Origin of the sequence: Agromyces tropicus, assembly GCF_039531345.1 — a bacterium.
GTDB classification, from domain to species: domain Bacteria; phylum Actinomycetota; class Actinomycetes; order Actinomycetales; family Microbacteriaceae; genus Agromyces; species Agromyces tropicus.
Window position 1 is genome coordinate 105,612 of record NZ_BAAAPW010000006.1, and the last position, 26,666, is coordinate 132,277.

The following is a 26,666-nucleotide window of genomic DNA, read 5'->3' on the forward strand; positions in this document are numbered from 1 at the left end:
CGATCGCCGCACGCGGGGGACGCCGGCATGCGTAGTAGCGTAGTCGAGATGTCGCAGCATGCTCGTTGGCGGCGCCTCGCCGGACTCGGGGCCCGATTCCTCACGGTGGGGGCGATCAGCACGCTCATCGAGATCGCGGTGTTCAACCTGCTGTTCTACGTGTTCGGCGTCGACATCGTGGTCGCGAAGATCGCCGCCTCGCTCGTCGCCCTCGTGAACGCGTACCTCGGCAACCGCGAGTGGACGTTCCGCGACCGCGGCGGTCACTCCCGCGCGGTGGAGATCACGCTGTTCGTCATCGTGAACGCGGCGTGCACGGCGCTCGGCGCCCTGATCGTGTGGGCGGGCGTCGAGTCGGCGTCGGCGTTCCTCGGCCGCGAGGCCGGGCCGTTCGCGGTGAACGTCGTCAACCTCGGCAGCATCGCGATCGTCGTCGTCGTCCGGTTCCTGCTGTACCACTTCATCGTGTTCCGCGGCGAGCGCCGGCCGCGGCCGACCGAGACCGTCGACGCGACCTGAGGCCGCGCGCGCCGGACCGACGAGTGCGCGGGGCCGACGTCCGATGCCGCCTGCGCGGAGGCCGCTGCGTCAGTCCGCGGCGTCGCAGCCGGGGGCGTCGACCGTGATCTCCGACGTGCGCACGAGGGGCGTGTGCCGGACCGCGAGCGGGCCGTAGGCCTCATCCGGGGCTCCGGTGAACGTGGCCTCGATGACGCGGGTCGACGCCGGCACGTTGCGGATGTTCACCTTGACCGCCGGCCGGCCGAGGTGCTCGAGCGGCGTCACCGTGACGGGCTTGCCGTCGGCGGTCAGCTGCTGGAACGTCGCACCGACGGGACCGTAGAACACGAGGTCCGTCGAGATGTGGCCGCGCGGGAAGTACTTGCCCGTCGCGACGTACTCCGCCAGCCCGTCGACCTGGTCGGGTTGGACCGTGTTCGTGACCGTCGCGGTCGTCGTGAAGGTGGGTGCCGTGCCGTCCGCCACCGTGCAGGCGTCGGTCGACGCGTCGACGTCGAGCTGGAGGTAGTAGTCCATCTTGCCCTGCGTGACGTCGTTGACGTAGACGCCCACGACGCTCGCGTCGTCGTTGCCGGACGGCAGCGTGCCCGTGATGCGGGACCCGGAGATGTACTCCGCCTCGCCCTCGTCGGACGGCACGTACATGAGGCGGTCCTCGTCGATCGCGCGCGTCAGCGCCTCGATCAGGGCGTCGGTGTCGCCGGAACCGGACGTGAGCACCTTGAAGACGGATGCCGCGGCCGCCGCGAAGAACGCGTCCTGGTCCTCGGGCTCGGAGTACGTGGAGTACACCTCGTTGAGCACCATGCTCGCGGCGTTGTCCTTCGTGAGCTTCTCACCGGTCGGCAGCTGGACGGGGCCGGTGGCGCCGAGCAGGTAGCCGAGCGCGACCGGGTCGAACGAGACGACGCCGTCGACCTGGTCGCCGAACGACTCCGCCCAGAAGGCGCGGATGAGCTCGGACGTCTCCGGGAAGTCGGGCGTGAGCGTGACGTCCATCATGTAGCGGCCGATCTTGTCGCCGTACAGCGCCTCGGTCTGCGGGTCGAGCGCGATGATGGGCTCGGCGCGACCGTTCTGGAAGTCGCTGCTGGAGGCCTGGCGCCCGATGCTGATGCGGCCGTCGGTCACGTTCACGAGGAGCAGCGCGGCCGGGTTGCCGCCGGTGCCGCGCGCCTCCGCGACGTTCTGGAACAGCACGAGGTAGTTTCGCGGGCCGTCGGCGCCGAGCGCGCCCGGCAGGACGGCGAGCGCCTGCTGGGCCGGGCCGATCATCGGCTCGAGTTCGCCCACCGCGCCGTCGAGCTGGTCGATGCCGTCGCGGACCGGGCCGATGAGTGGCTCGCGGTCGACGGTGTCGAGCTCGGCCGACACGTGGCCGATGGTGTCGGCGACGCCGTCGACGGTGTCGGAGAGCTGGGTGAGGGCGGCGAGGTCGATCGCGCCGTCGACCGGCTTCAGTGCCTCGATGCTGAGCGTCGTCGCGGGCTCGACGACGCCGTCGACGAGTTCCTCGACCGACGCCGCCGTGATGCGCACCGCCTGCAGGTTCGCGCCGACGGTGGGCACCCATTCGAACGCGCGCCACGTGGGGTCGTCCGTCAGCTCGCGCGCCGTCGCCGCGTGCGTCCGGAGCTCCGCGACGGTCGCGATCGCCGCCTCCTGGTCACCGGCCAGCACCTGCTGCTGCGCCTGCTTCGCCAGTGGGATCGCCTGCTCGAGCTCGTCCTTCGCCGCGAACCCGCGCTCGGCGATCTGGGCGCCGGCGAACCCGACGCCGACGAGGGCCAGCACGATGACGCCGAGCGTCACCGGAACCCACAGTCGTGCGCTCCGGATCAGCGGCTTCCTCGGCCGGTCGCTCCCTCGTCTACCCACGCCAGCCATCGTATTCGCAGATGGCCGGGAGATCGCCGCGCATCAGTACGCGCCCTGCGCCTGGAGCACCGCCCGCGACGTGCGGTAGAGGATGATGATGTCGCCCGTGAGCGACCAGTTCTCGACGTAGTACAGGTCGAGGCGCACGCTGTCGTCCCACGACAGGTCGGAGCGGCCCTGCGTCTGCCAGAGCCCGGTGATGCCGGGCCGCACGAGCAGGCGGCGGCGGGCCCAGTCGTCGTAGCGCTCGACCTCCGCGGCGAGCGGCGGCCGAGGTCCGACGAGCGACATCTCGCCGCGCAGGACGTTCACGAGCTGCGGGAGCTCGTCGAGGCTGTACCGGCGCAGCACGGCGCCGATGCGCGTCACGCGCGGGTCGGCCCGCATCTTGAAGAGCACCCCGTTGCCGTCGGTGCGGTCGAGCAGCGTGGGCAGCTGCGACTCGGCGTCGACGACCATCGAGCGGAACTTCAGCATGTGGAACCGCTCGCCGTTCAGGCCGACGCGCTCCTGGGCGAAGAAGGCCGGCCCGGAGCTGTCGCGGCGGACGAGGACCGCGATCGCGAGGAACACGGGGCTGAGCACGAGCAGCGCGATCGCCGAGACGACGATGTCGAACGCGCGCTTGGCGGCGTACTTGCGCCCGGCGAACTCCGGGTAGTCGACCTGGATGAGCGGGAGCCCCGCGACGGGCCGGGCGTGGATCCGCGGGCCCGCGACATCCGTCAGCGCGGGGGCGACCACCAGGTTGGTCGACGTCGCCTCGAGCTGCCAGCCGAGCTCGCGCATGCCGCGGGGATCGATCGTGTCCGCCCCGGTGAAGACGACGGTGTCCGCACGGGCCTCGCGGAGCGCACGGTCCAGCGCCTCGTAGTCGCCGAGCACCGGGATGCCCGGGGCGAGCTCACGCGACGATTCGCCGTGCTCGGTCACCGCGCCGACGATGTGGATGCCGGAGATGCCGTCGCGCTGGATCTGCTCGGCCACGTGCGCGGACTTGCCGCGCTCCCCCATCAGGATCGCCCGATGCAGGAAGGTCCCGGCGGCGCGTCGCCGCAGCAGCCACTTGCGCCACGCCCAGCGCCCCCCGATGAGCAGGCTCAGTCCGAACGGCAGCGCGACCAGGACGTAGGCGCGACCGACCTCGGAGCGGAGCAGGAAGGCCAGGATGGCGAGGATCGCGAACACCCTGATGCTGGCGTCGGCGATGCGCCGGTACTCCGCCGTGCCGGCGCCGACGATGTTGCGGTCGCGCGTGGCGAAGATGGCGAGGGAGGTGAACCAGCCGGCCGCGAGGATCGCGGAGACGATGGCGTAGCTGATCAGGATCTCGGGCCGCTCGCCCTCGCCGGGGATGCGGAGGGACGTGCCCGTCGTGCCGAACCGGATGAACTGCGAGCCGTAGACCGCGAAGACGATGACGATGAGGTCGGTGACGAGGAGCCGGCGCGTGTACGCGCGCTGCCATTCCGCGACCACCTCGGCCGGGCTCGCCTGCGTGGATTGCCGCGTGAGGGTCATGCATCACCTCCGCCGGACTCGCATCGGGTTCGGGCCCCCGTGCGCCCGCCGTCGGGCCGACGGGCACCCACAGGCTAACGCGAGGATGTCCCCCTATGTGAGGACTGCTCCGAAAGTGTCCCCCGAAGTGGGGCGCGGACTCCGGATCCGACCGCCCGGACGATCGGGCGGGACAGCGCGTCGGGCGCGCAGGACGCGACGCTAGACGACGCGGCCGGCGAGATGGCCGCCGCTCTCCTGGAGGTAGCAGACGCCGCAGAGCGACTCGTAGGCCACCTCGACGCCGTCGATGGCCACCTGGTCGCCGTCGAAGGTGTAGCGCCCGTCGACCCGGCGGCCGTTGAAGATCGCCTTGCGTCCGCAGCGGCAGATCGTCTTCAGCTCCTCCAGGCTGTGCGCCACCTCGAGCAGCCGGCGGCTGCCGCGGAAGGCGACCGTCTGGAAGTCGGTGCGGATGCCGTATGCGAGGACCGGGATGTCGTCGAGCAGCGCGATCCGCAGCAGGTCGTCGACCTGCTCGCTGGTCAGGAACTGCGCCTCGTCGACGAGCAGGCAGCTGACGTCGCGGCCGTGGGCCTCGATGACGGGGGTGCGATGCTGCTGGAAGACCTCGAGCACGGGGTCGTCCGGGGCGATGGTGAAGTCGACCTGGCGCACCACGCCGAGCCGGGAGACGATGTCGCGGTCCCCCTTGGTGTCGACCGCGGGCTTGGCCAGCAGCACGCGATGACCGCGCTCCTCGTAGTTGAACGCGGCCTGCAGCAGCGCGGTCGACTTGCCCGAGTTCATCGCGCCGTACCGGAAGTAGAGCTTCGCCATCTACTCGAGCAGTCCGTCCTCCGCCGCACGGCGGATCAGTTCGGCACGGCGCCCGGCGGGGCGCCCGGCCTTGGCGTACTTGTCGCGCGAGCGACGGAGGTAGGTCTTCGCCGTCTCGTACCCGACCTCCATCACCTCGGCGACGCGCGCCGTCGAGAGTCCCTGGGCGTAGAGGCCGACCGCGCGCCGCTCGGCGGCGCTGAGGGCCGCGTCGCGCGGGGCGGGGAGGGCGTCCTCCTGCGCCGGCGCCGCGACACCGGCGCCGCGTTCGCCCCGGAGCGCCCGACGGGCGAGGTCGACGACCTCCTCGGTCGAGCGCGTCTTGGAGACGAACGCGTCCGCACCCGCCGCGAGGCATCGCGCACGGGACGCGTCGTCGTCGACCGCGGTGACGACCACCACGGCTGCGCCCGCCGCCCGGCATGCGCGGATCCGCGACTCGATGGAGACCGTGTCGCCGAGCTGCAGGTCCATGAGCACGAGGTCGACGGGGAAGTCCGGGTGCCGGATGAGGTCGAGCCAGCGCGTCGTGCGGATGGCGACGCGCAGGTCGCCCGCGTGCTCCGCGATCCAGGTCGCGAGGCCGTCGACGATGAGGGCGTGATCGTCCAGGATCGCGAGTCGGACCACGTCGTCCGCGTCGGGATCAGGCGTCATAGCGGAACTCCACACCGACATTCTCTCGTGAGATCTCGAGCTCGCTGCGCACGCCCACGGCGCGGGCCACGGCGAGGAAGCGCTCGATCTCCCTCCGGGCCGGCGGCGCGCCGGCGACGTCGGCGCGCACGGAGATCAGGGCGCCGGCGTCGATCGCTCGGACGTCGATGCGGACGGCGGCGGAGCGCTCGGCCGTCGTGAGCCAGGACACCAGCGCCGTGAGGGGCGGGCGCTGGTCGCCGGGCAGCCGCGACGCGGTGCCGGCCGGGTCGTGGACCGTGACCGGAAGCTCGCGAGCCGCGGAGATCGAGGACGCGAGGTCGTCGAGCCAGGTCGACTCGATGCCGGCCTTGAGGGCGCGCCGGAGCATCTCGGCGAGCTCGCGCGCACGGTCGGCATCCGCGACCTCGATGCGCTCGGCCGTCATGACGTGGGCGAGGAACGGCAGGACCTCGCGCCCGAGCACCGACACCCGTCCCTGCTGCACCGACCGCACGATCCCCTCGCGCAGTCCGCCGTCGCGCTCCAGCGCCGTCGCGTTCGCCTGCCGCTGCCAGGCGAGGCTCGCGTTGACGATCGTCGCCGAGTAGGCGGCGGCGGCGGCCGACAGGGCCAGGACCGCGACCGAGTTCACCGCGATGAGCGCCGCTGCCGACGCGTGCACGGCGCTCGTGCCGGCCGAGCCGACCGCGAGGATCGAGAGCACCGCCGCAGCGACCGAGCCCGCGGCGAGCAGCGAGATCCAGGTGCAGTACGGCGCCAGGGAGAGGATGAGCAGCCCGACCACGAGCGCACCGTAGTCGTCGTAGAGGTAGCGGTTCGCGCCGACCGTGCTCACGTACTCGGCGATCGCACCGCCCACCGCGAGCCCGACCGTGAACCAGAGTCGGTCGACCGTGAACGGCGCCCGGCTCGGCAGGGCCGACACGACGGCGACGGCCCCCGCGGCGGCCACGAGCAGGATGCCCCCGACGGCGGCGAGCGGCGACCCGATCTCCGGCCCGTGCCAGGCGGTGAGGACGATGGCGACCGCGACCGAGAGCGCAGCGCCGATCTGGACGAGGCGCGTGGCGGCGATGCCGCCGATCGGGTCGACCTCCTGCTGGGTGAGGCGCAACGTGCCGCTCATGCGCCGCCCTCCGGGACCGAGAGCAGCACGGTCGTGCCGACCCCCGGCCGGGACCAGATCCGGGCGCTCCCGCCCTCCTGCTCGATGCGACCCCGGATCGAGGTGCGCAGGCCGATCCGGTCGTCGGGAACCCGCTCCGGATCGAAGCCGCGCCCGCTGTCCATGATCACGACGGTGACCTCGCCGTCGGCCGGGCCGACCGCCAGTTCGACGTCGTCGACGCCGGCGTGCCGCGCGACGTTCACGAGGCACTGGACGACGGCCGCCTCGAGCGCCTCGCGGCGACGCGGCCCGATGCGGCCGAGGGCGTCGGTCGAGCCCGACACGTTGACGGTGAGCCCCGCGTCCCGTGCGACCTCGAGCGCCCCGCCGAGCCCGTCCGAGGCCGAGGTCCCGCCCCCCGCGGGCGGGGATGCCGGGTCCGGCGTCGCGGAGCCGGCCACGGCCGGCTCGCGTCGTGCCGTCGGCGCCTCCTCCTCGCCGTGCTCGGCGGCCCAGTCGCGTCCCACGATCAGCGTCAGGTCGTGGCGGATGCCGGCACGGAGCCGCTCGTCGACGGGACCCGACCCGGCGGCGGCGACGGCGACGAGGTGGCTGAGCGCGGTGTCGTGCAGGCGCGCGATCGCGCGCAGTTCGTAGTCGTGGCGGATGACGAGCTCCCTCGTCTGCTGGCTCGCCCGGTGCAGCGCCGTCTCGCGACGATCCTCGCTCCGCGTGAGCGAGTCGTAGACGCGCGCGACCACGACGATGCCGAGTGCCGCCGCCGCGGCCGTGCTCGGCGCCCACTGCGCACCGACGACCGCCGCTCCGAGCAGTGCGGCCGCCTCGCCGAGGCCCCAGCCGAGCACGGCCCAGGCGATCGCGATCCTCGACCCGATCCCGGCGCCGCCGACGAGCAGCAACGCGATGCGCGGCATGGCGAGCAGTGCGTTGTTGGTCGACTCGAACCCGTTCCCCGGCGCCATGACGAGCACCGTCAGCCCGAACACCACGCCCGTTCCGCCGAGGAGGTACGCGAGCGTCAACGTCACGCTCGGGTGGAAGGCGACGAGCCCGAGCAGTGCGGCCTGCATCGCGACGAGCACGAGCGCGATGACCGCGGGCTCGCGAGCGGGGACGCCCTCCGGCCCCGGCCCGACGACGGCCGAGGCGAGGGCGATCACGAGTGCGGCCGCGAGGCACACGGCCGCCGCGGCATGCCCCGCACTCGAGAGCGCCCGGCTGAGGGACGCGCGCGCGAGGTGCTCGGGCAGGCCGAGGGTCATACGCGCTCCGATCCGGCCGCCCCGGGGGATGACGGCACTCGCCGGATTATCTCAGCAGAGTCCCGCTCCGGCACAGTCCGGTCGGCGGATCGTCGCACGTCGATCGCGCTTCGTGCTCAGAACAGCATGCTCGGTGCCGCCGCCTCGAGTCCCGCCAGCGCCTGCTCGGAGGGCTCCCCGGGCGACGCCGACCGTCGCGACCGCGACGGGACCGCTCGCGCGCCCCGTGGTCCGGGCACGTCGCGCGCCCGCGCGTCGCCCGCCGAGGAGCGCACCCCGCCGGTCACCACGTCCTCGCGGCCGCGCTCCAGTCGGTGGGCGCGGAGCAGCGGCCGGATCCGTGCGCCGAGCCACTCCCGGTACTCCTTCGGCGAGTAGGCCGCCGCGCCCGGGAACATGGCGCGGTACCGCGGCACGAGCTCGGGGTGCTCGCGCGCGAGCCAGGCGAAGAACCACGGCTTCACGGAGCCGCGCAGGTGCAGCGCGGAGTACACGACGCTCGTCGCTCCGGACTCGGCGATCCGGCGCAGGGCCTCGTCGAGGTGGGCGCGGGTGTCGGTGAGGTACGGGAGCACCGGCATGAGGAACACCGTGCAGTCGAACCCGGCCTCGCGCACCGCCGTCACCGTCGCGAGCCGCGCCGCCGTGCTCGGCGTGCCGGGCTCGATCGAGCGCTGCAGTTCGTCGTCGTACACCGCGATCGACATCGCGAGGTCGACGGGCACGTGCTCGCGCGCGGCGGCGAGCACCGGCAGGTCGCGCCGCAGCAGCGTGCCCTTGGTCAGCACGCTGAACGGGGTGCCGCTGCCGGCGAGCGCCTCGATGATGCCCGGCATGAGGGCGTACCTGCCCTCGGCCCGCTGGTAGGGATCGGTGTTCGTGCCGAGTGCGACGGGGTCGTGCCGCCACGACGCGCGGGCGAGCTCGCGTCGCAGCACGTCGGCGACGTTGACCTTGACGATGAGCTGCCGGTCGAAGTCGTCGCCGGGATCGAGGTCGAGGTACTCGTGGGTCGGCCGGGCGAAGCAGTACACGCAGGCGTGGCTGCACCCGCGGTAGGGGTTGATCGTCCAGCCGAACGGCACGTACGACTGCCCGGGCACGCGGTTGAGGGCCGACTTCGCGAGCACCTCGTGGAACACGACGCCGGCGAAGTCGGGCGTCCGCACCGAGCGCACGAGGTTGTTCAGCCGGGCCAGACCCGGCAGCGTGCCCTGCTGCTCGACGCCGAGCTCCTGGCCGTTCCATCGCATGAGGTGATTCGAACACATGTTCGAACGGACTGCAAGCCGACGCCCCGGAGCCGGTCATCCCGCCGTCATGCGAGCGGGCTACCCTGTGGCGATGTCCCGGACGCCCGAACCAGACCGCCGACCGCCTCGCGCGGCCCCCGACGGCCCGTCGCGGCGCGCGCTCGCATGGCGGCGGGTCGTGCTCGTGGTGGTCGGGATCGGCTACGGCATCGGCCTCGGCGTCGTGCTCTTCTGGCCGGTCCACGTCGACGGCGAGGGCGGCCTGATCCGCGTGGACGGCGCGATCGACCTCCTCGGACGCCTGGGCATGCCCGCCTCCGTGCGCTACCCGCTCGTCCAGTCGTCGCTCAACGCGGTCCTGTTCCTCCCCTTCGGCGCGCTGTGGGCCGGCTGGTTCCGGCGGCAGCGCCTCCACCTCGTCGTCTCCGCGACGATCCTCGCCGCGATGGTGAGCCTCGCGGCCGAGATCATCCAGTACCGGTACCTGCCGGAGCGCACCTTCGACCCGCGCGACGTCGTGGCCAACGCCGTCGGCGCCGGGCTCGGCGCGCTGCTGGTGGTGCTCGCCGCGCGCGCCGCGCCGGCCGTCAGGCCGGGACCGGAGTGACGGCGGATGCCGCGGGCGGCGTCGCACCCGCGGCATCCGTCGCACCTCACACGGCGAACGTGCGGACGCCGAGCGACAGCTCCTCCCCCGCCCACCGTCGACGGAGCCAGCGGTCGTGGCTGGCCACGACCACCGCGCCGGGGAATCCGCCGAGCGCGTCCTCCAACTCGCCCGCGAGCGCGAGCGAGAGGTGGTTGGTCGGCTCGTCGAGCAGGAAGACGTGCGGCGGCGCGGCGATCACCAGCGCGAGCGCGAGGCGGCGCTGCTGGCCGACGGAGAGGCTCCCGACGGGGCGGTCGAGGTCGCGCGCGGCGAAGAGCCCGAGCCCGTCGAGCGGGACCCGCTCGGCGCGACGCTCCCCCAGCGTGCGCTCGTAGATCGCGCGCGGCGAGGCGTGCGGTTCGGCGAACCGCACGTCCTGCTCGAGGAGGCCGACCCGGAGCCCGCGCCGGCGGTGCACGACGCCGTCGTCCGCCTCGAGGCGCCCGGCGAGGACGGCGAGGAGGGTCGACTTGCCCGACCCGTTCGCCCCGGTCACGAGCAGCCGCGTGCCCGGGGCGACCCTGAGCGCGGGCACGTCGAGCCGGCCGCGCACCGAGACGTCCGACAGGTGGAGGAGCATGCCCGACTCCTCCGGGAGGGCGTTCGCCCCCGCAGGGATGCCCGTGAAGGCGAGCGGCGCGGGCGGTCGCGCGACCTGGGTGCGCTCCAGCTCGGCGAGCCGTGCCTCGGCGTTCCGCACGCGACGCGAGACCGCCTGTTCGACGTTCTCGCGCTTGAAGTGCTTCAGGAACTTGTCCCGATCGGTCGGCGCCCGGCCGTGCGCGACCGTGCGGGCCGTGTCGGCCACGGCGTGTCGCAGTCGGCGGAGCTCGGCCTGTTCCACCTCGTGCTGATGCCGCCACCGCTCGCGCTCGTCGGCGCGCACCGCGAGGTACTCGGTGAACGATCCGCCGAACGCGGTGCCGGCGGTGGCCGCGAGCGCCCGGTCGCGACCGCCCGGCACGCGTGCGGACGCACCCGCACGCGCGAGCGCGACCGCGGCGCCCCGGCCGGGGTCGAGGTCGAGCAGGCCGGTCGCGACGCGATCGAGGAACTCGCGATCGTGGCTGGCGAACAGCACTGGGCCGCGCCACGCGCGCAGGCGGTCCTCGAGGAACGTCGCCGCGTCGTCGTCGAGGTGGTTCGTCGGCTCGTCGAGCAGGAGCGCCTCGGGTGCCGAAAGGAGCAGCGCCGCGAGCGCGAAGCGACTGCGCTGCCCGCCGGACAGCTCGCCGATCCGGCGACCGCGGCCGAGTCCGCCGACGCCGAGTCCGTCGAGGAGCTCCTCGCGCGTCCGATCGACGGACCACACGTCCGCGCGTTCGGCGGCCTCGAGGGCCCTCGCGTACCGCTCGGCGGCGACGTCGGGCGGGCTGCCCTCCGACGCGTCGCCGGCGAGCGCAGCGGCCGCGTCGTCGAGTTCGGCCTCGATCGCGCGCACCTCGGCGATCGCCGCCTCGAGCACCTCGTCGATGCGGTCGTCGGGTCGGAACGGCAGTTCCTGCAGGAGCAGCCCCGTGCGCGCCGGGCGGACGATCCGCCCCTGCACGACGGCGCCCGGGAGCTCGGCTCCGGCGAGCAGCCGGAGCAGCGTCGACTTGCCGGCGCCGTTCTCGCCGATGAGCCCGAGGCGGTGGCCGGGGGCGACGGCGAGGCCGAGGTCGGCGACGACGCGGCGGTCGCCGAACGCCACGGAGAGGCCGTCGCCGCGGAGATGGGTGGAATGGGTGACGGTCACTGACATGCGGAAGGATCCCTTCGCGAGGAGGTCCCCGGGCCGCGCCGGACGCCCGCGCGCTCCGATGGGCGCGGACGACGCGTCGGACCGGCCCGACGTCGCACGTGGACGGTCGACGGGGCCCGGGGACGGGTGATGGATCCCGCCGGGCATCTGCCGTCGTCGGGGCGCGCGCGAGCACGGTCGCGATCAGTGCGAGGAACGCACACCCCGGTGTCGACGGCGCCTCGGGCGCGGGACGGTGGGATGTGCTCACTTCATAGCGCCGTCGAGCGTAGCAGACGACGGCGCACGAGGGGAAGGGCGGATGCCGCGGCATCCGCCCCGATCCATCAGGCGGTGAGCTGCAGCGCGGCCGCGGTGCGCGCGAGCGAGGCCGCCGCCGCATCCGGGTCCTGGGACAGCGTCGTGCCGTACGACGGGATCATCTCGCGGATCATCGGCTCCCACTCGTCCATGCGGTCGGGGAAGCACTTCTGCATGACCTCGAGCATGATCGGCACCGCCGTCGAGGCACCGGGCGAGGCGCCGAGCAGGCCCGCGATGCTGCCGTCGGCGCCCGAGATCACCTCGGTGCCGAACTGCAGCACGCCGCCCTTCTCGGGGTCCTTCTTCATGACCTGCACGCGCTGGCCGGCCGTGATGAGCTCCCAGTCCTTCGACTTGGCGGCCGGCATGAACTCGCGGAGCGCGTTCACCTTCTTCTCCCGGGAGGCGAGCAGCTCGGAGACGAGGTAGCGCACGAGGTCGAAGTTGCGCAGGCCGACCTGCAGCATGGGGACGATGTTGTGCAGCCGGATCGAGAACGGCAGGTCGAACCACGTGCTGGTCTTCAGGAACTTCGGCGTGAACCCGGCGTACGGTCCGAAGAGCAGGGAGGTCTCTCCGTCGACCACGCGGGTGTCGAGGTGCGGCACCGACATCGGCGGCGCGCCCACGGCGGCCTTGCCGTAGACCTTGGCCTGGTGCTGCGCGACGATCTTCGGGTCGGTCGTCCGCAGGAACTGGCCGGAGATGGGGAAGCCGCCGTAGCCCTTGATCTCGGGGATGCCCGAGTGCTGGAGCAGCGCGAGCGCACCGCCGCCGGCGCCGACGAACACGAAGCGCGCGCGGACGCTCTCGGGGGTGTTGCCGACGAGGTTGCGGACCTTCAGGCGCCAGGTGCCGTCCTTCAGCCGCTTGAGCGAGGTGACCTGGTGGTCGGTGCGGATCTCGGCGCCGCGGGACTGGATGTCGCGGAGGAGCTGGACGGTCAGGGCGCCGTAGTCGACGTCGGTGCCCGACTCGATGCGGGTCGCGGCGATCTTCGACTTCGGGTTGCGCTTCTTCGCGAGCAGCGGCGCCCACTCGGCGATGGTGTCGAGGTCCTCCGAGTACTCCATGCCCTGGAAGAGCGGCTCGCCCTTGAGCACGTCGACGCGCTTCTTCAGGTAGTCGATGTTGCTCCGGCCGCGCACGAACGTCATGTGCGGCGTCGAGTTGATGAAGCTCCGCGGTTCGGGCAGCGCCCCCGACTCGACGAGGTGCGCCCAGTACTGGCGGCTGACCTGGAACTGCTCGTTGATCGAGACGGCCTTCGCGGCGCTGACGCTGCCGTCGGCCGCCTCGGGCATGTAGTTGAGCTCGCAGAGCGCGGCGTGACCGGTGCCCGCGTTGTTCCATGGGTTCGAGGACTCCTGGGCGACGCGGCCGAGGCGCTCGTAGAGGCGGATGCTCCAATCGGGCTGCAGCCTCGAGATCAGGGAGCCGAGCGTGGCGCTCATGATGCCCCCGCCGATCAGCACGACGTCGACGGTGTCCTCGGATTTCACGCGTTCCAGTGTATGGGCGGTCGGATGTACGCGTTGACCAGCCCACTCGTCGCCGGCCGCCGCCCGGGCGAACGGCGGTCAGGCGGCGGGCGGGCGGGCGGCGGGCGGCGGGCGGGCGGGGTCAGAGCGCGCCGACGCCGCCCGCGATGAGCCCGATGCCCGCCGTGAGGAGTCCCGCGGTGAGCGAGGCGGCTCCGATCCACAGCAGGAGGATGAGGCGGTTCGGCCGCTGGGGGTCGCGCCCGGTGACCGAGAGGAAGAAGCCCGCGGGCATGAGCAGCGCGGCGACCGGGACGCCGAGGCGGCCGAGCCAGAGCCATCCGCCCTCCAGCGCGCTGTACGGCAGGACGGCGAGGATCGCGACGGACAGCACGAGCAGCACTGCGGCATGCGCATGCCCGGCGCGGAAGAACCCCTGCTGGAGCGCGTTGGCCGGCACGTGGCCGCGCACGACGCGGGTCAGGAACCAGCCGCCGGTCTCGACGGTGACGAGGGCGAGCAGGAGCGCCCCGATGAGGATGAGGTCGACGGCGGACGGCATGGCGGGCTCCTCGGAGTCGTACGGCGTGATTGGATAGTGTTGCTCTCCAATACTGGAGAGTAGCAGTATCCAATTCGGAGGGGAACCCGTGATGCGGATGTCCGCCCTCGCCGCCGCGGCCGGGCTGCCGGTCGCGACCGTGAAGTACTACCTCCGGGAGGGGCTCCTCCATCCCGGCGTCGCGACCTCGGCGACGCAGGCGGACTACGACGACGCCCACGTCCGACGCCTCCGGCTCGTGCGCGCGCTCACCGGACCCGTCGGGCTCAGCGTGCAGCAGGCCCGGCGCATCCTCGCGCTCGTCGACGATCCCGGCGACGACCTGTACGAGACCCTCGGCAGCGCCGTCGGCGCGCTTCCGCCCGAGGTGCCGCCGGCCGACCCGGAGGACGACGATCCGTACCCGCGGGCGAGGGCCGCGCTCGAGGCACTGGGCCAGGTCTACGACCCGGCCTTCGCCGCCGTCGCCCAGCTCGAGTCCGCGCTCGCCGCCGCCGAGGCGGCGGGCATGCCCATCAGCGAGGAGCGGCTGCGCGAGTACGGCCTGCGCGCCCACGAGATCGCGGAGTTCGACCTCGAGCGGATGCCGGGCGAGCCCCGGTCGGCGGTCGAGTACACCGTGCTCGGCACGGCGCTCTACGAACCGGTGCTGCTCGCGCTGCGGCGACTCGCGCACCAGGACGTCGCCGCCCGGCGCGACCTCGGGAGCTGAGCCCCGCTCCGCGGTCGGCGCGCACGGTGGTTGCGGCCGGACACGACGACGGCCCGCCCCGCAGCGCGGGACGGGCCGTCGTGACGGGGGTCAGACCGAGGCGGGCAGCTTCGCCGCGACGAGCTCCGCGATCTGCACGGCGTTCAATGCCGCGCCCTTGCGGAGATTGTCGTTCGACACGAAGAGCACGAGGCCCTTCCCGTCGGGCGCCGACTGGTCCTGGCGGATCCGCCCGACATAGCTCGGGTCGTTCCCGGCAGCCTGCAGCGGGGTCGGGATGTCGCTGAGCTCGACGCCCGGTGCCGCGGCGAGCAGCTCGGTCGCGCGCTCGGGCGTGATCTCGTTGGCGAACTCGGCGTGGATCGAGAGCGAGTGGCCGGTGAAGACCGGCACCCGCACGCACGTGCCCGCCACGCGCAGGCCCGGCAGCTCGAGGATCTTGCGGCTCTCGTTCCGGAGCTTCTTCTCCTCGTCGGTCTCGAGGTCGCCGTCGTCGACGATCGAGCCGGCGAGCGGAACGACGTCGAACGCGATGGGCCGCGGGAACTTCACGGGCTCCGGCATCGTGACGGCGCCGCCGTCGTGCACGAGGCCGATGGCATCCTGCGCGACGGCGGCGCGCGCCTGCTCCAGCAGCTCCTCGCCGCCGGCGAGCCCCGCACCCGACACCGCCTGGTACGTCGAGACCATGAGCCGCTCGAGGCCGGCCTCGTCGTGCAGCACCTTCAGCACCGGCATCGCGGCCATCGTGGTGCAGTTCGGGTTCGCGATGATGCCCTTCTTCGCCTCGTCGATGGCGTGCGGGTTCACCTCGCTGACGACGAGCGGGACCTCCGGGTCCATGCGCCATCCGCTGGAGTTGTCGATGACCGTGACGCCCGCGGCGGCGAACCGCGGCGCCTGCGCCTTCGAGAGCGTCGCTCCTGCGGAGAAGATCGCGAGGTCGAGCCCCGTCGGATCGGCCGTCGAGGCGTCCTCGACGACGATCTCCTCGCCCTTCCAGGGCAGCGTCGAGCCGGCCGACCGCGCCGAGGCGAAGTAGCGGATCGACGCGACCGGGAAGTCGCGCTCCTCGAGGAGGCGGCGCACGACCGCGCCGACCTGTCCGGTGGCGCCGACGACGCCGATGTTCACTCCGTGTGCCATGGTGCTTCCTCTCGTGGCATCCATCAAGTATTCAGGAGTCCGCTCGACGCCGCGGCCGAGTGCGGGCGGATGCGCCCGGTTTGGCAGGGTTCCCCCGTCGAGCGGCAGGATCGGTGGGCGGGCGCCTCAGCGACCCGTGCCCGCGTACACGACGGCGTCGTCGTCGCCGTCGAGGTCGAAGGCCGCGTGGACCGCCCGGGCGGCGGCGTTCACGCTGTCGGCGCGCGTGACGACCGAGATGCGGATCTCGCTCGTCGAGATCATCTCGATGTTGATGCCGGCCTCGTAGAGCGCCTCGAACAGGCGCGCCGAGATCCCGGTCGCCGAGCGCATGGCGGCGCCGACGAGCGAGAGCTTGCCGATCTGGTCGTCGTACTGCAGCGACTGGAACCCGAGCGCCTCCTGCGCGGTCGACAGCGCCTGCAGCGCCTTCTCGCCGTCGGACTTGGGCACGGTGAACGAGATGTCGGTGCGGCCGGTGGCGGCCGCCGAGACGTTCTGCACGATCATGTCGACGTTCGCGTTGGTGCCGGCGACGATCTTGAAGATCTTGGCCGCGGCACCCGGGACGTCGGGCACGCCGACGACGGTGATCTTCACCTGCGACAGGTCGATCGCCACACCGGCGATGACGGACTCTTCCACAGCTTCTCCTTCGGGAAGGCGCTCGGGGTCGTAGACGATCGTCCCCTCGCTGTTGTTGAACGACGAGCGCACGTGCAGCGTGACGCCGTGACGGCGCGCGTACTCGACGGCGCGGATGTGCAGCACCTTCGCGCCCGACCCGGCGAGCTCGAGCATCTCCTCGCTCGTGATGCGGTCGAGCTTGCGCGCCCGTGTCACGACGCGCGGGTCCGAGGTGAACACGCCGTCGACGTCGGTGTAGATCTCGCAGACGTCGGCGTCGAGGGCGGCCGCGAGCGCCACCGCGGTGGTGTCGCTGCCCCCGCGACCGAGCGTCGTGATGTCGCGCGACTCGCGACTGAAGCCCTGGAAGCCGGCGACGATCACGATCGCGCCCTCGTCGAGCGCCTCGCGCAGGCGCACGGGCGTGACGTCGACGATGCGGGCCGCGCCGTGCACCGAATCGGTGATCATGCCGGCCTGGCTGCCCGTGAACGAGCGGGCGTCGTGACCGAGCGCCTTGATCGCCATCGCGAGCAGGGCCATCGAGATGCGCTCGCCCGACGAGAGCAGCATGTCGAGCTCGCGCGGCGCCTGGATCGGGGTCACCTCGTCGGCGAGGTCCATGAGCTCGTCGGTCGTGTCGCCCATCGCGGAGACCGCCACCACGACGTCGTTGCCCGCCTTGCGGGACTCGACGATGCGCTTGGCGACCCGCTTGATGCTCTCCGCGTCGGCGACGGACGAACCGCCGTATTTCTGCACGATCAAGCTCACGTGGGCGCTCCCGGGGGTGTCTGGGCCGGGGAAACGGGCACCCGGCGCCGGAAGGTCCATCATACGGCGGCGCGCATACGCGCCCCGCCATGTGACGAGCAGCCGCGCGGCGGCCGAGCGGGGGCCGGACTAGCGGTCGCGCTCCATGTACCACTCGGTGAAGCGCGACGCCCGGCCGTCGGGTGCGAGGCGGATCACCCAGAGGTTGTCGTACAGCTTGGAGGCCGGGTAGTCGGTGCGGCCCTGCACGATCACGAGGTCGTCGTGCTCGTCGAGCACCTCCCAGTCGAACGCCCAGTCCCCCGGCTCGTCGCGCGAGTCGAGCCACCCGGCGATGATCGCCTCGCGACCGCGGAGGGCGTCGGGGTCGTCGGGGCTGAACTCGTAGACGGCGTCCTCGGTGAACAGCGCCGAGATGTCGTCGGCGTCGTTGCTCTCCCATGCCCGCACGTAGCCGGCGACCCAATCGGTTCCTGCACTCATGGCCACCGTTCTATCGGCCGCCGCCGACACGGTCAACGGGTTGCCCGTCCGACGTGCGCGGAGGGTCAGCCGACGACGCGACGCCCCTCGAAGGCGCGACCGAGCGTGACCTCGTCGGCGTACTCGAGGTCCCCCCCGACGGGGAGGCCGGACGCGAGCCGGGTGACGCGGATCTCGAGCGACGTGAGCAGCCGGCTCAGGTACGTGGCGGTCGCCTCGCCCTCGAGGTTCGGGTCGGTCGCGATGATGACCTCGGTCACGCTGCCGTCGGCGAGACGCTGCATGAGCTGGCGGATCCGGAGCTCGTCGGGCCCGATGCCGTCGATCGGGCTGATGGCCCCGCCGAGCACGTGGTACAGCCCGCGGAACTCGCGGGTGCGCTCGATCGCCACCACGTCCTTCGCCTCCTCCACGACGCAGATGAGGCTCGCGTCGCGGCGCGGGTCCCGGCAGATCGAGCACGTGGACTGCTCGGCCACGTTGCCGCAGATCTCGCAGAACTTCACCTTGTCGCGGACCTCTATGAGGATCTCGGCGAGGCGCGAGACGTCGAACTGCTCGGTCTGCACGATGTGGAACGCGATGCGCTGCGCCGACTTCGGCCCGATGCCGGGGAGCCGGCCGAGTTCGTCGATGAGTTCCTGGACGATGCCCTCGTACACGCGTTACCCCCGATCCCCGAATCGTGCGGGCGGCGGCGCCTCGACCTCTTCGAGGAACGTCGCCCCCAGCAGGTCGCGGACGACGGCCTCGCCGTAGCGCTGGATGCCCGGAGCGGCGCCGCCTGCTCGCGCGGGGCGCGGCTCGCGCGGGGCGGCGGCCGGGGCCGCCTCCGTCACCGGATCGGGTCCCGGCGCGAAGTCCGGCTCGTCGTCGGGCGGCGGGGCATCGGCGTCGTCTGGCGGCGGCACGTCGTCGGGCAGGCTGCGCACGGATGCCGCGGGCCGCTCGGCCACGGCCGTGCGCGTGGCGCTCCTCCGCTCGGCCGTCGGCGCCTCGGTCGCCGTCGCGTCGGTCGCCGTCGGGTCGGTCGCCGTCGGGTCGGCGGACGGGATCGCCACCGTCGCCCACGAGTCGACCGGCCCGGTCGGCGCGGATGCCGTGCCGGGGCGGGCGGCCTCGGACGCCCGCACGGCGGCGCGGACGCCGCCCGTGCCCGTGCCCGCGTCGGCACCGGCACCGGCACCGGACGACGCGGGACCTCGCCCGCCGGACGCGTCGGCCGTCACCCGGGCAGGGCCGCCACCGCCGGAGGCCGGTGGGGGCGCGCTGCCGTCACCGCCGCCGGACGGACCGCCCCCGGCCACGCGGCCCAGGAACTTCACGCGGACGCCGAGCACGTCGGTGATCGCCGTGCGCAGGAGGTCGCTCACGCTCTGCCCCGGCACGCCGGAGCGGAAGTTGCCCATGTCGGCCTCGCTCGGGAAGCCGAGCACCAGCACGTCGTCGTCGCGGTACTCGAGCACCTGGGCGGTGAACGCCACCATCCACGCGCTGCGCTTCGTCCGCTGCAGCGACGAGAGGACCTCGGGCCACGCGTCGCGCACCTGCTCGACCGTGACCGGACCGACCGGGCGCGCCCGCGGCGACTCCGGCGCCGCGTCGGCCGCCGGACGAGGCGAGGCGGCAGCCGGCTTCGTCGCGGGCTCGACATCGGGAGACACGACCTCGGTCTCGGGCACCCCTGCCGCGCTCGGCGCGGGCGGGGACGCCGCGGCCGCCGATCCGGTCGCCGGCGCCGGTCGCGCAGCCGGGGCCGGTGCCGGGCGGGTCGTCGCGGCCGAGCGCCCAGGGGCCGATGCCGCTCCCGCCGACGGGGCGGCCGCCCCGTCGGCCGCGGCATCCGTCACGCCCACGCGACGCTCGAGGCGCTCGACGCGGGCCATCGCTCCGCGCTCGGTCTCGTCGCTCGAGGGCACGAGCACGCGCGCGAGCATGAGCTCGAGGTGCAGGCGCGGCGACGTCGCGCCGGTCATCTCGGTGAGCGTCTGGTTCACGAGGTCGGCCACGCGCGAGAGCTCGGCCGCGCCGAAGGCGGACGCCTGGGTCGCCATGCGCGCGAGCTCGTCGGCCGGCACGCCCCGCAGCACCGCGGCCGCCGCCTCCGCGCTCGTCGCGGCCACGACGATGAGGTCGCGCAGCCGCTCGAGCAGGTCCTCGACGAAGCGCCGCGGGTCCTGCCCGGTCTGCATCACGCGGTCGACCGCAGAGAACGCGCGAGCGGCGTCGGCGGCGCCGATCGCCTCGACGACCTCGTCGAGCAGGGCGCCGTGCGTGTAGCCCAGCAGCGCGACCGCCCGCTCGTACCCGACCGTCGACCCCTCGGACCCCGCGATGAGCTGGTCGAGCAGGGAGAGCGTGTCGCGCGGCGACCCGCCGCCCGCACGGACGACGAGCGAGAGCACGCCGGGCTCGACCGACACCCCCTCTTCGTCGCACAGCTTCTGGACGTAGTCGAGCATCGGCGCGGGCGGGACGAGCCGGAACGGGTAGTGGTGCGTGCGCGAGCGGATGGTGCCGAGCACCTTGTCGGGCTCGGTCGTGGCGAAGATGAACTTCACGTGCTCGGGCGGCTCCTCGACGAGCTTGAGCAGCGCGTTGAAGCCCTGCGGCGTCACCATGTGCGCCTCGTCGAGGATGAAGATCTTGTAGCGATCGCGCGCCGGCGCGAAGACCGCGCGCTCGCGGAGGTCGCGCGCGTCGTCGACGCCGTTGTGGCTCGCGGCGTCGATCTCGACGACGTCGAGCGAGCCGCCGCCCGCGCGCGAGAGCTCGACGCAGCTCGCGCACACGCCGCAGGGCGTGTCGGTCGGACCCTCGGCGCAGTTCAGGCAGCGCGCCAGGATGCGCGCGGAGGTCGTCTTGCCGCACCCGCGAGGACCGCTGAAGAGGTAGGCGTGGTTCACCCGATCGGTGCGCAGGGCGGTCATGAGCGGCTCGGTGACCTGCGACTGGCCGATCATCTCGGCGAAGGTCTCGGGCCGGTAGCGGCGATAGAGGGCGGTGACCACGCGTCAATGGTAGTCGCGGCATCCGACACCTCGGCCGGGCGCGTCCTGCCGCCCCGACTGGTCCTGCGCGGCGCGCCGGGCCGTTGGACCCGGCCGCGTCGTCGGCGGGCGGGCATAGGATCGGGAGACCGCACCGGTGCGGTCCGCGGCATCCCATCCGCTCCGGTGCCCGACGACGGAGGTGGTCACGTGACGGGGGTCCGCACAGCCGAGCAGCTCGAACGGTTCAAGGAGCTCCTGCTCGAGGAACGACGTGAGGCTGAGGAACGCCTCGCGGAGCAGAGCGAGGGCATCACGGCCGTCCGGGAGGCGCGATCGGACGTCTCCGTCGACGACGAGCACGACCCCGACGGCCCGACCATGAGCCAGGAGTGGTCGCAGCGCACCGCCGTGCTCCACGACGTCGAGCACGAGCTCGACGACGTCGACCGCGCGCTCGCGCGCATCGAGGACGGCAGCTACGGCGTGTGCGAGCGCTGCGGCGCCAAGATCACGGTCGGCCGGCTCGAGGCGCGGCCGACCGCGACCCTCTGCATCGACTGCGCGCGCCTCGTGCGCTGACCCCGGGTCACGGCCGGGGGTCGGCCGCCGGGACTGCGGTCGCCGGGTCACCGGGCGACCGGGCGTCGATCGCGTCGGGGTCGGCCCCGGCGGGAGCGGCGCTCCGCGCGCCCGACAGCCCGTCGAACGCCCGCAGCACCAGCGGGCTCGCGCCGAGCACCGCGTAGAGCACGGCGGCGCCGGCCGCGACGGGGACCAGGCCGAACGCGTCGACGGCGGCGCCCGCGGCGAACGCGCCGAGCGGCATCGATGCGGCCACGCCCGACGTCATCGCCCCGAAGACCCTCGCCCGCATGCCGTCGGGGACGACGCCGAAGAGCGCCGTCGAGATCATCGGGTTCAGCGCGCCGGCCGCGAGGCCGGAGCCGGCGAGGACGGCGAAGAGCACCCCGGCCGGAGCGCCGAACGCGATCGCCGCGTAGGGCGGCACGCCGGCGAGCAGGAAGCAGGCGGCGAACATCAGGCGCCCGGATCCCCGGTGGCCGACGAGGCCGAAGATGGCCGAGCCGGTCAGCGCCCCGGCGGCGAAGGTGCCGACCATGAAGCCGAGCGACGCCGGATCGCCGAGGACCTGCGATGCGTACACCGGCTTCAGCACCATGATGCCGGCCACGTCGATCGCGTTCGTGAGCGTCACGAGCAGCACGACGGCGAGCGCGAGCGGCGTGCGCACGATGAAGCGGATGCCGGCCACGAATCCGGCCGCGGTCTCGGCGGCCGTCGAGGGACCCGCGTCCTCGGCGGCGGCGTCGAGCACGTCGGCGGAGACCATCCCCGCGAGCCGGGCACGGGTGGGCACGAGGAGGGCGATGAGCAGGGCCGAGACCGCGAAGCCCGCGGCATCCGCGAGCAGCGCCGTCATCGGGCCGGCCAGGGCGACGAGCGCGCCCGCCGTGCCGGCCCCGACCATGGTCGCCGTCCGCTGCACGGCGGACTGCGCGCCGGCCGCGCGGGCGAGCGGGGTGCGGGCGAGGGCGGCGAGCTCGGGCATGAGCACGGTCTTCGCGGTGTCGCCGGGCGGGTCGAGGAGGCCCCCGAGGAAGACGAGGGCGAGCAGCACGCCGAACGAGAGCAGCCCCGCCGCGTCGAGCAGCGGGATCGCGAGCACGGTCGCGCCGCTGGCGACGTCCGCGGCGATGCTCGACGCGCGGTAGCCGAACCGGTCGACGAGCACGCCGCCCAGGGCGCCGCCGATGACGAGCGGCACGGTCGCGAAGATGCCCGCGACGCCGGCGGCGAACGGCGAGCCCGTCTGCTGCAGCACGATGAGCGGCACGGCAACGAGAGCGATCGCGTTGCCGCCGAGCGAGAAGAGCTGCGCGACGAAGAGCGCGACGAGCGGCAGCCGGCGGCGGGTCCCGGGCGCCGCCTCGACGTCCGGCGTCGCCCCGGTCACCGCTCGCCCCGCGGGAAGACGTGGGTGATCCAGCGGACCGAGCGGGTGCCCTCGCGCGGCTCGCGGCCCCGCGCCCACCACTTCTCGCGCACGGCCTCGAGGTCGGCCGAGAGCTCGCGGAACTCCTCGAGCGTGAGCTGCGCCGCGCCGTCCGAGGAGTCGGATGCCTCGACCCACTCCCGCTCGAGCGTCGACTCCGCCGCGAGCGCGGCGAGCAGCTCGGCGTGGTAGCTGTCGAGGACCGTTCGCCGCATGGCCTCGGATGCCGCGTGCCGCGCCGGGTCGTCGAGGAACTCGGCGCTCTCGAACGACGTCATCTCGTGCGCCGCACGCCACCAGCGCTCGCGCCGGTCGCGCGCGAGCTCCGGCGCGGACTCGATGAGACCGTGCTTGGCGAGGGTGGCGACGTGGTAGCTGACCGCGCCGGGCGCCTCCCCCGTGCGCTCGGCGAGCATGCCGACGGTGGCCGGGCCGTCCATGCGCAGCATGCCGAGGATGCGCAGGCGCATCGGGTGCGCGAGCGCGCGCATGGGACCGAGGTCGTGGAGGTGGACCGTCGAGTCGGCGGGAGGTCGTCCGGGATCGCTCATGCCCTGAGGCTATATCCACAAGAGTTCTTGTGCAATGGTTCTTGTCGATCTCCGCCGCCCTGGACGGCGAGCGGGGCGGATGACCGGCGCCGGACGTCAGGCCCCGACGACCTCGAGGGTCTGCCGGGCGATCTCGAGCTCCTCGTTCGTCGGCACCACGAGCACCGCCGTGCGCGAATCGTCCGTCGAGATGCGACGGGCCGCTCGCGATCGGATCGCGTTCCGGTCGGGATCGACCGCGACGCCGAAGCCCCCCAGGCCGGCCAGCGCCATCGCGCGCACGCCCGGCGCGTTCTCCCCCACGCCCGCGGTGAACACGATCGCGTCGACCCGTCCGAGCTGCGCCGCGTAGGCGCCCACGTACGAGCGGATGCGGTGCGCGTAGACGTCGAGGGCCGTGCGCGCGGCCTCGTCGCCCGCCTCCGCCGCCTCGGTCAGGTCGCGCATGTCGCCGTGGCCGCCGAGCCCGAGCATGCCGCTGCGCTTGTTCAGCAGGTCGTCGACCTCGTCGACCCCGAGGCCCGCGCGGCGCTGGAGGTGCAGCACGATCGCGGGGTCGAGGTCGCCCGATCGGGTGCCCATCGCGAGACCCTCGAGCGGTGTCATCCCCATGCTCGTCTCGACCGAACGGCCGCCGTCGACCGCGCAGGCCGATGCGCCGTTGCCGAGGTGGAGCACGATGAGCTTCAGCTCCTCGACCGGACGGTCGAGGAAGGACGCCGCGGCACGCGAGACGTACCGGTGCGACGTGCCGTGGAACCCGTAGCGCCGGATGCGGTGCCGCTCGGCCACGTCGCGGTCGAGCGCATACAGGTACGCGGCCGGCGGCATCGTCTGGTGGAACGCCGTGTCGAAGACCGCGACGTGCGGCACCGACGGGAACGCGCGCTCGGCCGCCACGATGCCGGCGAGGTTCGCCGGGTTGTGCAGCGGCGCGAGCACCGAGAGCTCGTCGATGTTGATCTTCACGAGCTCGGTGATGACGGTCGGCTCGAAGAACCTCGCCCCGCCCTGGACGACGCGGTGCCCGACGGCGACGGGCGCGTGCGACTCGAGCGACGGGCCGTGCTCGGCGAACGCCTGCAGCATCCATGCGAAGGCGGCGTGGTGGTCGGCCACCGAGACCTCGTCGCGCGAGGTCCGGCCCGCGGCATCCGTGTGCGCGGCAGGCCCCGGCCCGGCGCCGATGCGCTCGACGAGCCCGGACGCGAGCGGCGTGCCCGCCCCCACGTCGACGAGCTGGTACTTCAGCGACGACGAGCCCGAGTTGACGACCAGGACGACGCTCACGACGCCGCCTGGATCGCCGTGATCGCGACCGTGTTCACGATGTCCTGCACGAGCGCGCCGCGCGAGAGGTCGTTCACGGGCTTGTTCAGGCCCTGCAGCACCGGCCCGATCGCCACCGCGCCGGCCGAGCGCTGCACCGCCTTGTACGTGTTGTTGCCCGTGTTGAGGTCGGGGAAGATGAACACCGTCGCCCGGCCGGCCACCGACGAGCCCGGCAGCTTCGTGCGGGCGACCGCGGCGTCGGCGGCCGCGTCGTACTGGATCGGCCCCTCGACGGGCAGCTCGGGCGCCCGCTCGCGCACGAGCTCGGTCGCACGCCGCACCTTCTCGACGTCGGCACCCGACCCGGACTCGCCGGTCGAGTACGACAGCATCGCCACGCGCGGCTCGATGCCGAACTGCTCGGCGGTCAGCGCCGACGAGATCGCGATGTCGGCGAGCTGCTCGGCCGTCGGGTCGGGCACGATCGCGCAGTCGCCGTAGACGAGCACGCGGTCGGCGAGCGCCATCAGGAAGACGCTCGACACCACGTCGACCCCGGGCTTGGTCTTGATGATCTCGAACGCGGGCCGGATCGTGTGCGCCGTCGTGTGCATCGCGCCGGAGACCATGCCGTCGGCGAGGCCGAGCTCGACCATCATCGTGCCGAAGTACGAGACGTCCTGGACGGTCTCGCGTGCCCGCTCGAGGGTGACCCCCTTGTGCGCGCGGCGGCGCTGGTACTCGTCCGCGAAGCGATAGACGAGCACGTGGTCGTGGTTGGACAGCACCGTCGCACGGGAGAGGTCGAGGCCCAGGCCGATGGCACGGGAACGGACCTCGATCTCCTCGCCGAGGATCGTGAGGTCGGCGACGTCGCGCGCGAGCAGCGTCGCGGCCGCGCGAAGGATGCGGTCGTCGTACCCCTCCGGGAGCACGATGTGCTTGCGGGCCTCGCGGGCGCGCGCGAGGAGCCCGTACTCGAACATCAGGGGCGTGACGACGTCGGTCCGGGCGACGTCGAGCCGGTCGAGCAGCTCGGATCCGTCGACGTGCTTCTCGAAGAGCGACAGCGCGGTGTCGCGCTTGCGCTGCGACTCGGCCGCGAGCTTGCCGCGCGTCTGGGTGATCGCAAGCGCGGTGTCGTAGCTCGCCAGCTCCGTCTGGACGATCGGCAGCCCCGACTTCAGGCCCTCGATGAGCCGTTCCACCGTCTCGGAGACGGGGAACCCCCCGTTCAGCACGATCCCGGAGATGGACGGGAAGGTCGCCGATGCATGGGCCGTGAGCACGCCGAGCAGCACCTCGCTCCGGTCGCCCGGCACGACGACGACCGCGCCGTCGGCCAGGCGCGCGAGGACGTTCTCCATCGACATGGCGGCGACCACCACGCCGAGCGCCTCGCGCTCGAGCAGCTCGGCGTCGCCGGCGTACAGCGAGCCGCCGACCGCGTGCATGACCGTGCGCATCGACGGCGCGACGAGGTACGCGTCCTCCGGGATCGCCCAGACGGCGACCGGCTCGCGGTCGTCCGCCGTCGCGGAGGCGGCGCGCTGCACGGCCGACCCGCCCGCCGCGGCGCGCAGCGCCGCCGTGATGTCGTCGAGCCGGTCGGGGTCCGCACGGTTGGCCACGACGCCGAGCAGCGACGCGTGCTCGCGCTCGAGCTCCTCGATCGCGAGTTCCGTGACCTGCGCGAGCTCGTCGGGGGTTCGGGCGTCGGTGTACCCGAGTCGTTCGCTCGCGCTGCGCCCCTGCGTGACCCGGCCGCCGATCACGAGCAGCACGGGTGCGCCGAGGTTCGCCGCGATCCGCGCGTTGTAGGCCAGCTCGGTCGGGCTGCCGACGTCGGTGTAGTCGGAGCCGATCACGACGACCACGTCGCAGCGCGATTCGATCGCCTTGAACCGGCGGACGATCGTCGCGAGCGCGCCGTCCGGGTCGGAGTGCACGTCTTCGTAGGTGACGCCGATCGCCTCGTCGTAGCCGAGGTCGATGACCCCGTCGTGCGCGAGCAGCAGGTCGAGCACGTAGTCGCGTTCCTGCGTCGACCTCGCGATGGGACGGAAGACGCCCACCCGGGTCGCCCGTCGGCTCAGCGTGTCCAGCGTCCCGAGAGCGACCGTCGACTTGCCCGTGTTCCCCTCGGCGGAGCAGATGTAGATGCTGTGCGCCACCCCGCCAGCCTATCGAGGCGGCTCCCGGGCCCGCCCGGCCTCGCCGGGCCCGCTGTGGAACCCGAGTGCTGTTCGCTTATGCTGTTCGAGCCCAGCGCCGCGCCGGAACCCGACGGAGCGGCCACGACGCACAGGAA

General features: G+C 73.2%; 23 protein-coding genes. 4 read left to right on the forward strand and 19 right to left on the reverse strand.

The annotated features are described in order from the left end of the window. Window positions 1–48: 48 nt before the first annotated feature. Window positions 49–519 (forward strand): GtrA family protein, encoded by a 471-nt coding sequence (locus ABD230_RS16700; RefSeq protein ID WP_344377366.1) that lies wholly within the window; start codon window positions 49–51, stop codon window positions 517–519. A 69-nt stretch (window positions 520–588) separates the two neighbouring features. On the opposite strand, the gene ABD230_RS16705 is transcribed toward ABD230_RS16700, so the two are convergent. The 7 genes from ABD230_RS16705 to ABD230_RS16735 form a co-directional block, all read right to left on the reverse strand. Beyond that, window positions 589–2,400, reverse strand: a complete 1,812-nt coding sequence (locus tag ABD230_RS16705) for a DUF4012 domain-containing protein (RefSeq protein WP_344377369.1) — start codon at window positions 2,398–2,400, stop codon at window positions 589–591. Window positions 2,401–2,442: 42 nt separating this feature from the next. Continuing rightward, window positions 2,443–3,921: a sugar transferase gene (locus ABD230_RS16710; RefSeq protein ID WP_344377372.1), complete on the reverse strand. Its 1,479-nt coding sequence runs from the start codon at window positions 3,919–3,921 to the stop codon at window positions 2,443–2,445. A gap of 201 nt (window positions 3,922–4,122) precedes the next feature. Then, entirely contained in the window at window positions 4,123–4,740 is a 618-nt protein-coding gene (locus ABD230_RS16715; RefSeq protein WP_344377375.1) for a thymidine kinase, read from the reverse strand. Continuing rightward, window positions 4,741–5,397, reverse strand: a complete 657-nt coding sequence (locus ABD230_RS16720; RefSeq protein WP_344377379.1) for a response regulator — start codon at window positions 5,395–5,397, stop codon at window positions 4,741–4,743. After that, window positions 5,387–6,526, reverse strand: a complete 1,140-nt coding sequence (locus ABD230_RS16725) for a hypothetical protein (protein WP_344377382.1) — start codon at window positions 6,524–6,526, stop codon at window positions 5,387–5,389. The genes ABD230_RS16720 and ABD230_RS16725 overlap by 11 nt, the downstream gene beginning before the upstream one ends. Continuing rightward, entirely contained in the window at window positions 6,523–7,791 is a 1,269-nt protein-coding gene (locus ABD230_RS16730) for a sensor histidine kinase (RefSeq protein ID WP_344377386.1), read from the reverse strand. The genes ABD230_RS16725 and ABD230_RS16730 overlap by 4 nt, the downstream gene beginning before the upstream one ends. Window positions 7,792–7,907: 116 nt before the next feature. Beyond that, the gene (locus tag ABD230_RS16735) at window positions 7,908–9,044 is read right to left on the reverse strand and encodes an Rv2578c family radical SAM protein (protein WP_344377391.1); all 1,137 of its coding nucleotides are present in this window, start codon (window positions 9,042–9,044) and stop codon (window positions 7,908–7,910) included. A 91-nt stretch (window positions 9,045–9,135) separates the two neighbouring features. Here ABD230_RS16735 and ABD230_RS16740 point away from each other — a divergent pair, with 91 nt between their 5' ends. Beyond that, on the forward strand, window positions 9,136–9,651 hold the full coding sequence (locus ABD230_RS16740; protein WP_344377396.1) for a VanZ family protein: 516 nt from the start codon (window positions 9,136–9,138) through the stop codon (window positions 9,649–9,651). 46 nt (window positions 9,652–9,697) lie between these two features. Here ABD230_RS16740 and ABD230_RS16745 read toward each other — a convergent pair whose 3' ends face one another. From ABD230_RS16745 to ABD230_RS16755, 3 genes are all read right to left on the reverse strand, one after another. Then, the gene (locus ABD230_RS16745) at window positions 9,698–11,437 is read right to left on the reverse strand and encodes an ATP-binding cassette domain-containing protein (RefSeq protein ID WP_344377400.1); all 1,740 of its coding nucleotides are present in this window, start codon (window positions 11,435–11,437) and stop codon (window positions 9,698–9,700) included. Window positions 11,438–11,763: 326 nt separating this feature from the next. Beyond that, window positions 11,764–13,242 carry a malate:quinone oxidoreductase gene (locus ABD230_RS16750; protein WP_344377404.1) on the reverse strand — a complete coding sequence of 493 codons (1,479 nt, stop codon included), beginning with the start codon at window positions 13,240–13,242 and terminating at the stop codon, window positions 11,764–11,766. A gap of 121 nt (window positions 13,243–13,363) precedes the next feature. Beyond that, window positions 13,364–13,783 carry a hypothetical protein gene (locus ABD230_RS16755; RefSeq protein ID WP_344377407.1) on the reverse strand — a complete coding sequence of 140 codons (420 nt, stop codon included), beginning with the start codon at window positions 13,781–13,783 and terminating at the stop codon, window positions 13,364–13,366. A 91-nt stretch (window positions 13,784–13,874) separates the two neighbouring features. Here ABD230_RS16755 and ABD230_RS16760 point away from each other — a divergent pair, with 91 nt between their 5' ends. Then, window positions 13,875–14,495: a MerR family transcriptional regulator gene (locus ABD230_RS16760; RefSeq protein WP_344377410.1), complete on the forward strand. Its 621-nt coding sequence runs from the start codon at window positions 13,875–13,877 to the stop codon at window positions 14,493–14,495. Window positions 14,496–14,585: 90 nt separating this feature from the next. Here the strand turns inward: ABD230_RS16760 and ABD230_RS16765 are convergent, their stop codons facing one another. The 5 genes from ABD230_RS16765 to ABD230_RS16785 form a co-directional block, all read right to left on the reverse strand. Then, window positions 14,586–15,641, reverse strand: a complete 1,056-nt coding sequence (locus tag ABD230_RS16765; RefSeq protein ID WP_344377419.1) for an aspartate-semialdehyde dehydrogenase — start codon at window positions 15,639–15,641, stop codon at window positions 14,586–14,588. A gap of 126 nt (window positions 15,642–15,767) precedes the next feature. After that, a complete protein-coding gene (locus tag ABD230_RS16770; RefSeq protein ID WP_344377425.1) occupies window positions 15,768–17,042 on the reverse strand; it encodes an aspartate kinase in 1,275 nt (424 codons plus the stop codon). A 129-nt stretch (window positions 17,043–17,171) separates the two neighbouring features. Beyond that, window positions 17,172–17,525, reverse strand: a complete 354-nt coding sequence (locus ABD230_RS16775) for a nuclear transport factor 2 family protein (protein ID WP_344377429.1) — start codon at window positions 17,523–17,525, stop codon at window positions 17,172–17,174. Between the two features lie 65 nt (window positions 17,526–17,590). Then, window positions 17,591–18,187, reverse strand: coding sequence for a recombination mediator RecR (recR, locus tag ABD230_RS16780; protein ID WP_344377432.1), 597 nt, complete (start codon window positions 18,185–18,187; stop codon window positions 17,591–17,593). Between the two features lie 3 nt (window positions 18,188–18,190). Beyond that, window positions 18,191–20,536, reverse strand: coding sequence for a DNA polymerase III subunit gamma and tau (locus ABD230_RS16785; protein WP_344377435.1), 2,346 nt, complete (start codon window positions 20,534–20,536; stop codon window positions 18,191–18,193). Between the two features lie 189 nt (window positions 20,537–20,725). On the opposite strand from ABD230_RS16785, the gene ABD230_RS16790 reads away from it, so the two are divergent. Next, window positions 20,726–21,097 (forward strand): TraR/DksA family transcriptional regulator, encoded by a 372-nt coding sequence (locus ABD230_RS16790; RefSeq protein ID WP_344377438.1) that lies wholly within the window; start codon window positions 20,726–20,728, stop codon window positions 21,095–21,097. Window positions 21,098–21,104: 7 nt separating this feature from the next. On the opposite strand, the gene ABD230_RS16795 is transcribed toward ABD230_RS16790, so the two are convergent. The 4 genes from ABD230_RS16795 to pta all read right to left on the reverse strand — a co-directional run bounded on the left by ABD230_RS16795 (window position 21,105) and on the right by pta (window position 26,529). Further along, window positions 21,105–22,493 carry an MFS transporter gene (locus ABD230_RS16795; protein WP_344377442.1) on the reverse strand — a complete coding sequence of 463 codons (1,389 nt, stop codon included), beginning with the start codon at window positions 22,491–22,493 and terminating at the stop codon, window positions 21,105–21,107. After that, window positions 22,490–23,083 carry an ArsR/SmtB family transcription factor gene (locus ABD230_RS16800; protein ID WP_344377446.1) on the reverse strand — a complete coding sequence of 198 codons (594 nt, stop codon included), beginning with the start codon at window positions 23,081–23,083 and terminating at the stop codon, window positions 22,490–22,492. The genes ABD230_RS16795 and ABD230_RS16800 overlap by 4 nt, the downstream gene beginning before the upstream one ends. Window positions 23,084–23,179: 96 nt before the next feature. Beyond that, the gene (locus ABD230_RS16805) at window positions 23,180–24,373 is read right to left on the reverse strand and encodes an acetate/propionate family kinase (protein ID WP_344377449.1); all 1,194 of its coding nucleotides are present in this window, start codon (window positions 24,371–24,373) and stop codon (window positions 23,180–23,182) included. After that, complete coding sequence (gene pta, locus ABD230_RS16810; protein WP_344377452.1) at window positions 24,370–26,529, reverse strand: phosphate acetyltransferase; 2,160 nt, start codon at window positions 26,527–26,529, stop codon at window positions 24,370–24,372. Before pta ends, ABD230_RS16805 begins: the two co-directional genes overlap by 4 nt. Window positions 26,530–26,666 lie beyond the last annotated feature (137 nt).

Excerpts from the sequence above, each read along its gene's own strand:
- ABD230_RS16725 (WP_344377382.1), bottom strand. The coding sequence starts at position 6,526 with ATGAGCGGCACGTTGCGCCTCACCCAGCAGGAGGTCGACCCGATCGGC.
- ABD230_RS16800 (WP_344377446.1), bottom strand. The coding sequence starts at position 23,083 with ATGAGCGATCCCGGACGACCTCCCGCCGACTCGACGGTCCACCTCCAC.
- ABD230_RS16755 (WP_344377407.1), bottom strand. The coding sequence starts at position 13,783 with ATGCCGTCCGCCGTCGACCTCATCCTCATCGGGGCGCTCCTGCTCGCC.
- ABD230_RS16720 (WP_344377379.1), bottom strand. The coding sequence starts at position 5,397 with ATGACGCCTGATCCCGACGCGGACGACGTGGTCCGACTCGCGATCCTG.
- ABD230_RS16735 (WP_344377391.1), bottom strand. The coding sequence starts at position 9,044 with ATGCGATGGAACGGCCAGGAGCTCGGCGTCGAGCAGCAGGGCACGCTG.
- ABD230_RS16715 (WP_344377375.1), bottom strand. The coding sequence starts at position 4,740 with ATGGCGAAGCTCTACTTCCGGTACGGCGCGATGAACTCGGGCAAGTCG.
- ABD230_RS16730 (WP_344377386.1), bottom strand. The coding sequence starts at position 7,791 with ATGACCCTCGGCCTGCCCGAGCACCTCGCGCGCGCGTCCCTCAGCCGG.
- ABD230_RS16700 (WP_344377366.1), top strand. The coding sequence starts at position 49 with ATGTCGCAGCATGCTCGTTGGCGGCGCCTCGCCGGACTCGGGGCCCGA.
- ABD230_RS16740 (WP_344377396.1), top strand. The coding sequence starts at position 9,136 with ATGTCCCGGACGCCCGAACCAGACCGCCGACCGCCTCGCGCGGCCCCC.
- ABD230_RS16765 (WP_344377419.1), bottom strand. The coding sequence starts at position 15,641 with ATGGCACACGGAGTGAACATCGGCGTCGTCGGCGCCACCGGACAGGTC.
- ABD230_RS16775 (WP_344377429.1), bottom strand. The coding sequence starts at position 17,525 with ATGAGTGCAGGAACCGATTGGGTCGCCGGCTACGTGCGGGCATGGGAG.
- ABD230_RS16745 (WP_344377400.1), bottom strand. The coding sequence starts at position 11,437 with ATGTCAGTGACCGTCACCCATTCCACCCATCTCCGCGGCGACGGCCTC.
- ABD230_RS16760 (WP_344377410.1), top strand. The coding sequence starts at position 13,875 with ATGCGGATGTCCGCCCTCGCCGCCGCGGCCGGGCTGCCGGTCGCGACC.
- ABD230_RS16710 (WP_344377372.1), bottom strand. The coding sequence starts at position 3,921 with ATGACCCTCACGCGGCAATCCACGCAGGCGAGCCCGGCCGAGGTGGTC.